This window comes from Aquamicrobium lusatiense (assembly GCF_014201615.1).
GTDB lineage: Bacteria > Pseudomonadota > Alphaproteobacteria > Rhizobiales > Rhizobiaceae > Mesorhizobium > Mesorhizobium lusatiense.
Map to the genome: position 1 here is coordinate 1 of NZ_JACHEU010000012.1, position 1,683 is coordinate 1,683.

The 1,683-nt window shown below is 64.5% G+C and carries 1 protein-coding gene; it reads left to right on the forward strand.

The window, feature by feature from the left end:
• Window positions 1-1,680 (forward strand): formate--tetrahydrofolate ligase (locus HNR59_RS20610; RefSeq protein ID WP_183833231.1); only part of this gene is annotated, 1,680 nt, incomplete at its 5' end.
• Between the last annotated feature and the right edge of the window lie 3 nt (window positions 1,681-1,683).

The following is a 1,683-nucleotide window of genomic DNA, read 5'->3' on the forward strand; positions in this document are numbered from 1 at the left end:
ATGGCCGAAGTTAAAAGCGACATTGAGATTGCGCGTGGAGCGTCGAAGAAGGCGATCCAGGAGGTTGGTGCGAAGATCGGGATACCGTCTGGTGATCTTCTTCCCTACGGGCACGACAAGGCGAAGGTCTCGGCTTCGTTCATCAAGTCTGTGCAGGGCAAGGAGAACGGCAGGCTGATCCTCGTGACGGCGATCAATCCGACGCCGGCCGGCGAAGGCAAGACCACGACCACGGTGGGTCTGGGCGACGGGCTCAACCGCATCGGCAAGAAGGCGGTGGTGTGCATCCGCGAGGCTTCGCTGGGCCCCAATTTCGGCATGAAGGGCGGGGCTGCCGGCGGCGGCTATGCGCAGGTGGTGCCGATGGACGACATGAACCTGCACTTCACCGGCGACTTCCACGCCATCACCTCGGCCCACAACCTTCTGTCGGCGCTGATCGACAACCACATCTACTGGGGCAACGAGCTTGCCATCGACACCCGCCGCGTCGCCTGGCGGCGCGTCATGGACATGAACGACCGGGCGCTGCGCCAGATCGTGGTGTCGCTGGGGGGCGTGGCCAACGGCTATCCGCGCGAGGCCGGCTTCGACATCACCGTGGCTTCGGAAGTCATGGCCATCCTGTGCCTGGCGCGCGACCTGAAGGATCTGGAACAGCGGCTGGGCGACATCATCATCGCCTACCGCCGTGACAAGAGCCCGGTCTTCGCCCGCGATCTCAAGGCGCACCGGCCGATGGCGGTGCTGCTCAAGGACGCCATCCAGCCCAATCTGGTGCAGACGCTGGAGAACAACCCCGCCTTCGTGCATGGCGGCCCCTTCGCCAACATCGCCCATGGCTGCAACTCGGTGATGGCGACCTCCACCGCGCTGAAGCTCGCCGACTATGTGGTGACGGAAGCTGGCTTCGGCGCCGATCTCGGCGCAGAGAAGTTCTTCGACATCAAGTGCCGCAAGGCCGGCCTGAAGCCGGCGGCCGCCGTGATCGTGGCCACGGTGCGGGCGCTGAAGATGAATGGCGGGGTGAAGAAGGAAGACCTCGGCACGGAGAATGTCGAGGCGGTGAAGAAGGGCTGCGCCAATCTGGGCCGCCACATCGAGAATGTGAAGCAGTTCGGGGTGCCGGCGGTGGTGGGCATCAACCACTTCCATTCCGACACCGAAGCCGAGATCCAGGCGGTGAAGGATTATGTCGCCTCGATGGGCGAGGAGGCGATCCTGTGCCGGCACTGGGCGCAGGGCTCGGCCGGCATCGAGGAGCTGGCGCACAAGGTGGTGCAGCTTGCTGAATCGGGCGCGGCGCAGTTCGCCCCGCTCTATCCCGACGAGCTTGGCCTGTTCGACAAGATCGACACCATCGTCAAACGCATCTATCGCGGCTCGGAGGCGACCGCCGACAAGAGCGTTCGCGATCAGCTGAAGCAGTGGGAGGCGCAGGGCTACGGCCATCTGCCGGTGTGCATGGCCAAGACCCAGTACTCCTTCTCGACCGATCCGAATCTGCGCGGGGCGCCGACGGGCCACAGCGTGCCCGTGCGCGAGGTTCGCCTCTCGGCCGGCGCCGGCTTCGTGGTGGCCATCTGCGGCGAGATCATGACCATGCCCGGCCTCCCCTCCAAGCCATCATCCGAGAACATCTATCTCAACGAAAATGGCGATATCGAAGGGCTAAGCTGAGAG